The sequence below is a fragment of the Pseudomonas sp. NCIMB 10586 genome (assembly GCF_023127895.1).
GTDB lineage: Bacteria > Pseudomonadota > Gammaproteobacteria > Pseudomonadales > Pseudomonadaceae > Aquipseudomonas > Aquipseudomonas synxantha_A.
On record NZ_SPKQ01000032.1, the window covers coordinates 1 to 5520 of the forward strand.

2 protein-coding genes are annotated in these 5520 nt (G+C 63.1%); both read right to left on the minus strand.

The genetic code is table 11. The annotated features are described in order from the left end of the window. Positions 1-4930 (minus strand): non-ribosomal peptide synthetase (locus tag E4P01_RS13155; RefSeq protein ID WP_248130059.1); only part of this gene is annotated, 4930 nt, incomplete at its 3' end. 3 nt (positions 4931-4933) lie between these two features. Continuing rightward, positions 4934-5520, minus strand: a 587-nt coding sequence (locus tag E4P01_RS13160; protein WP_248130060.1) for a phosphopantetheine-binding protein, incomplete at its 5' end; no start/stop codon positions are given.

The window sequence follows — 5520 nt, forward strand, 5'->3', positions numbered from 1 at the left end:
GCGGCACATACACGCCACCGGCTTTCATCACCGCCAGGAACGCCACCATGATTTCGGCACTGCGCGGCATGGCAATGGCCACGCGCACTTCCGGGCCGACGCCACGGGCAATCAGGGCATGAGCCAGACGGTTGGCCTGGCGATCCAGTTCGCCGTAGCTCAGGGTTTGTGCGTCGAACTTCACCGCCACCGCCGTCGGGTTTTCCCGGGCGCGATCGGCAAACAATTCGTGCACCCAGCGCTCGGCCGAGAAGCCAGAATCCGTGCGGTTCCAGAGTTGCAGGATCTGTTGTTGTTCGGCCGCGTCCAGCAAGCTCAACTGACTGAGCTGCTGCCGCGGGTTGGCAACCATCCCCTGCAGCAGGTTCTGCCAGTGGCGCGCCATGCGTTGCACAGTGCCAGCTTCGAACAGGTCCTGGGCATAACCCAGGGTGGCCCATATGCCTTCGGTGGACTCCTGGATATCCAGGTCCAGGTCGAAATGAGCGGTCTTGCTTTCCCACTCCAGCCCTTCCACCTGCAACGCTGGCAATTGGCGCTGAACCTGGACCTGGCCGACATCGGTCTGGTGGTTGAACATGACCTGAAACAACGGGTTGTGACTCAGGCTACGCTCGGGTTGCAGAGCTTCCACCAGTTGTTCGAACGGCAAGTCCTGGTGGGCCTGGGCCTCGACCGCGCGTTGCCGAACGTGCTGCAACAACTGCTCGACACTCATCTGCCCATGCACATCCGCCTTGAGCACCTGAGTGTTGACGAAAAAGCCGATCAGCCGCTCGGTCTCGCTGCGATTGCGGTTGGCAACCGGCACACCGACGCGTATTTCTTCCTGGCCGCTGTAGCGGTGCAACAAAGTCTGGAACGATGCCAGCAGCAACATGAACAGGGTCACGCCCTGCTCTTGCGCCAACACCTTGAGGCCCTGAGTGAGTTCGGGCGCCAGCTCGAAGGCCAGGCGCGCGCCACGGTGGCTCTGCACCGCCGGGCGCTGGTGGTCGAACGGCAACTCCAGCACGCTCTGCTCACCGCCCAACAGCTCACGCCAGTAGGCCAGTTGACGTTGCTTCTCGCCGGCGTCCATCCAGTTACGCTGCCATACGGCATAATCGGCGTACTGGATCGGCAACACCGGTAGCGGCACATCCTGGCCTTGGCTGTAACCGGCATACAACTGCACCAACTCCTCGACCACCAACTGCATTGACCAACCATCGGAGACGATATGATGCTGCACCAGCACCAACACATGCTCGTCGGCGGCCAGGCGCAGCAACGTCACGCGTAGCAACGGGCCCTGCTGCAGGTCGAACGGCTGGGCAATCAACGCTTCTACCCGGGCCTGAAGCTGGGCCTCATCGACATCAGTCTGGGTGATCGGCAAGGCCACCTGCGGTTCAATCACTTGCACCGCGCCGTCGTGATCCTGGCGAATATGGGTGCGCAAGCTTTCATGGCGCGCCAGCAAGCTATCGAAACTGTGCTGAAGCGCGCCTGGATCCAACTGCCCTTTCAAGCGTAATGCACTGGGGATGTGATACGCCGCACTCTGGGGCTCCAGTTGCCACAGAAACCATTGACGCTCCTGGGCATAAGACAACGGCAACGGCTGCTCGCGGCCCGCCGGCAGCAGAGGTGGCGCCGTCGGCATCGGGCTGTCCTGGGCCTGCAAGGCGGTGACAAATGCCTCCAGGCGTGGGTGTTCGAACACGGCCTTGAGCGGCACTTCCAGGCTCAGGGTCTGGCGAATCCGTGATACCACCTGCATCGCCAACAGCGAATGCCCGCCCAGTTCGAAAAAGTGCTGGTTCAGGCCCACATGCTCGGCGCCGAGGATATCCGCCCAGATCGCTGCCACCTGTTGCTGCAACGGCGTGACCGGCGCCAGCCAGTCCTGTTGCAAGGCGGCGGCTTCGGGTTTGGGCAGCGCCTGGCGGTCCAGCTTGCCGTTGGGGTTCAAAGGCATGTGGTCGAGGAAGATCAGGTGCGCTGGCACCATGTAGTCCGGCAGGTGTTCACGCAAGGTCAGCATCAGTTGTTCGCCAGCCTCCGCGCGCTCGGTTTCAGACAGCGTCTGCGCCGGCACCAGGTAGGCCACCAGTTGGTTGTCAGCCGCCAGCAACAAGGCTTCACGCACACTGTCCTGAGCCAGCAGTACGCTTTCAATCTCACCCAGTTCAATGCGGAAACCACGGATCTTGACCTGGTGGTCGACCCGCCCGACATACTCCACCACGCCGTCGGCGCGATAACGCGCCAGGTCGCCCGTGCGGTACAGGCGCTCGCCTGCGGCGCCGAACGGGTCCGCGACGAAACGTTCGGCAGTCAGGCCCGGCCGTTGTAAATAAGCGCGGGCCAAGCCACTGGCGCTGGCGATATAGAGTTCACCGACTGCGCCCAGCGCCAGCAAGTTCAGGTCGCGGTCCAGCACATACAGACCACGCCCTGGCAGCGCCCGGCCAATCGGGCTGGCACCGGCGGCGCTGACGGCGCTCGCGTCGGTGCAGTCCAGCACACTGGAGACCACAGTGGCCTCGGTAGGCCCGTAGGTGTTGAGCAAGCGCACATGGCCGAGCCCGGCGCGCTGCCACAGGAGTGGGCCATCCAACGGCATGGCTTCGCCGCCGATATGGATCTGGCGCAAGGCACCATAAGACCTCGGGCCCGCTGCCAGGCAGTCTTGCAGGAACAGCTTCCAGTAGGCCGTGGGCAAGTCGGCCAAGGTGATGCCCTGGGCGATGATCTGCCGATACAGCTCGGCACCGTCCCACAGTTGCGGGCCGCGCAGTACTACGGTGGCACCGAGGGTCAGGGCCGGGTACAACTGCTCGACAAAACCGTCGAAGTTCAGGGTGGCAAACTGCAACACCCGGTCTTGGGCAACCAGTTGCGAGTAATCCGCCGCGATGCCAACGAACTCACTCAGGGCAGCATGGCTGATGGCAACCCCCTTGGGCTTGCCGGTGGAGCCGGAGGTGTAGATCACGTACGCCAGGCTCTGGGGCTCGACATCAGTCGGTAGATTGTCCTCGGAGCACTGCGCCAATGGGGCCAGATCAATATCCACGGACGACACATGAGCCGGCAACGGCAGGCGCCCGCGCAGGTGGGATTGAGTCAACACCAGGCCGACGCCGCTGTCCTCAAGCATATGCACCAGGCGTTCGCGCGGGTACTCAGGGTCCAACGGCACATAGGCTGCGCCCGTCTTGAGCACCGCCAGCAAGCTGACCACCATGGCAAAGGAGCGCTCGATGCAGATCCCCACCGGCCCATGAGGGCCGATGCCCTGGGTCAGCAGGTAATGCGCCAGACGGTTGGCCTGGCGGTTCAGTTCGCCATAGCTGAGGGCCTGGTCATCCAGGGCCAGGGCCTGGCGGCCTGGCTGCCGGTCGGCCTGGGCTTCAAACAGCCGGTGCACCGCGTGCAGGGTGGTGGCACACGCCGGAGCATTCCAATCCTGGAGCATCACCTGTTGCTCCACGGCACTCAGCATCGGCAGCTCGCAGAGACGGCTGCGCGGTGCGTTCACCACCGCCTGCAACACGTGCTGCCAGTGCTGCGCCAAGCGCTCGACGGTAGCGGCGTCGAACAAGTCAGTGGCATAGGTCAGCGCAGCCCAGAGGCCCTCGGCGGATTCATGGGTATCCAGGCTCAGATCGAAATGGGTGGTCGGGCTGTCCCACTCCAGTTCCACCACACGCAGGCCCGGTAACTGCTGGCCTTCGCGGCCGCCCTGGGCATCGGTCTGGTGGTTGAACATCACCTGGAACAATGGGTTGTGGCTCAAGCTGCGTTCGGGCTGCAACGCCACCACCAGTTGTTCGAACGGCAGATCCTGATGGGCCTGGGCCTCCAGGGCGCGACGCTTGGTTTGTTGCAGCAGTTCGGCAAAGCTCATCTGCCCGTCGAGGTCAGCCTTGAGCACCTGTGTATTGACGAAGAAGCCGATCAACCGCTCGGTTTCGACACGGTTTCGGTTGGCATTCGGCACGCCAATACGAATGTCCGACTGCCCGCTGTAGCGATACAACAGGGCTTGGAACGACGCCAGCAACAGCATGAACGCCGTCACACCCTCCTGCTGCGCCAGGCGCTTGAGACCGGCCACCAGAGCCGGTGGCAGATGCACCTGCACGCTTGCACCGCGATGGCTTTGCTGCGCCGGACGCGAGCGGTCCAGCGGCAGCTCAAGCACCGGCTGCTCGCCGCCCAGCAGGGCCTGCCAATAGGCCAGCTGGCGCGCCTGCTCTCCGGCCTCCATCCAGCCTCGTTGCCACAGGGCGTAGTCGGCGTACTGGATCGGCAGCTCAGGCAGTTGCAAATCATGGCCCTGACTGTGAGCAGCGTAGAACTGCACCAGCTCTTCGACCATCACTTGCATCGACCAACCATCGGACACGATGTGGTGCTGCACCATCACCAGCACATGTTCATCTTCGGCCAGTTGCAGCAGCGTCACGCGCAACAACGGCGCCTGGCGCAAATCGAACGGCCGTGCGACTTCGGCTTCCACCCGCGCCATCAACTGTGCCTCGTCGATACGCGCCTGGTGGATCTGCACCCGCGCCTGGGGCATCACCGCTTGCCAGAGGCGTTCGCCGTCCTCGACCAGTTGTGTGCGCAAGCTCTCATGCCGGGCCAGCAGGCTGTCGAAACTGCGCTGCAATGCCGCCAGGTCCAAGTGCCCGTGCAGACGCAGGGCGCCGGGGATGTGATAGGCGGTGCTGTCCGGATCCAGTTGCCAAAGAAACCACTGGCGCTCTTGAGCGTAGGACAGCGGCAGATGTTGGCCGTCCTCGCGGATCGAGGCAATCGGCAGTTGAGCGAAACTCATGCCCCGGCTTTGCAGGCGCTGGTAAAACTGCTGGCGCTGCTCCAGAGGCAAGCGAAGAAAGCGCGACACCAAGTCGATATTAGGGTTGGAAAGCATGGTTCAAATCGCCTCTAGTTCGCTCAAAAAGTCACGCAGGTCATCAAAATCCTCCACGCTGCCGGCGCGGAAAGTGGCTGCCGCCTGCACGTAGGCACGCAGCGAATCGGTCTGGAACAGTTCCATCAGCGGCACGTCAAGGCCCAATTCGGCTTGCACCCGGGAGGTGATCTGGATCGCCAGCAAGGAATGGCCGCCGACTTCAAAGAAGTTGTCGTTCAGGCCCACTTGCGGCAGGTGCAGGATGTCGGCCCAGATCGCAGCGATCTGTTGTTCAAGCTCGGTTTGCGGGGCCACGTACTGTTGCTGCATCTGGCTCGCATCCGGCAATGGCAACCCCTTGCGGTCGAGCTTGCCGTTGGGGGTCAGCGGCATTTGCGCCAGGAATACGAAGTGGCTGGGCACCATGTAGTCCGGCAGGTCGGCTTTCAAGGCTCGCCGCAGGGCATCGCGAAACTCGGCGGGGTCTGCCAGGCTGGCATCTGCCGGTACTACATAGGCCACCAACTGCTTGCCGGTCGGGCCCTCCTGGGCGACCACCACGGTTTCACCGACGCTGACCTGCTCGCGCAAACGCGCTTCGATTTCAC